Below are 346 nucleotides of genomic sequence, written 5' to 3'. Positions count from 1 at the left end.
AAGCATCTTACGGATGGCATGACAGTAAGAGAATTATGCAGTGCTGCCATAACCATGAGTGATAACACTGCGGCCAACTTACTTCTGACAACGATCGGAGGACCGAAGGAGCTAACCGCTTTTTTGCACAACATGGGGGATCATGTAACTCGCCTTGATCGTTGGGAACCGGAGCTGAATGAAGCCATACCAAACGACGAGCGTGACACCACGATGCCTGTAGCAATGGCAACAACGTTGCGCAAACTATTAACTGGCGAACTACTTACTCTAGCTTCCCGGCAACAATTAATAGACTGGATGGAGGCGGATAAAGTTGCAGGACCACTTCTGCGCTCGGCCCTTC

Annotated in this window: 1 protein-coding gene; it reads left to right on the top strand. The window is 49.7% G+C overall.

Annotation, left to right across the window (positions count from 1 at the left end):
• A partial coding sequence (locus QCE73_RS34020; RefSeq protein ID WP_309885339.1) for a serine hydrolase occupies nucleotides 1-346 on the top strand: 346 nt, incomplete at both ends.

The organism is Caballeronia sp. LZ029 (assembly GCF_031451275.1).
Lineage (GTDB): Bacteria > Pseudomonadota > Gammaproteobacteria > Burkholderiales > Burkholderiaceae > Caballeronia > Caballeronia jiangsuensis.
This window is presented reverse-complemented; position numbering and strand designations above follow the sequence as displayed.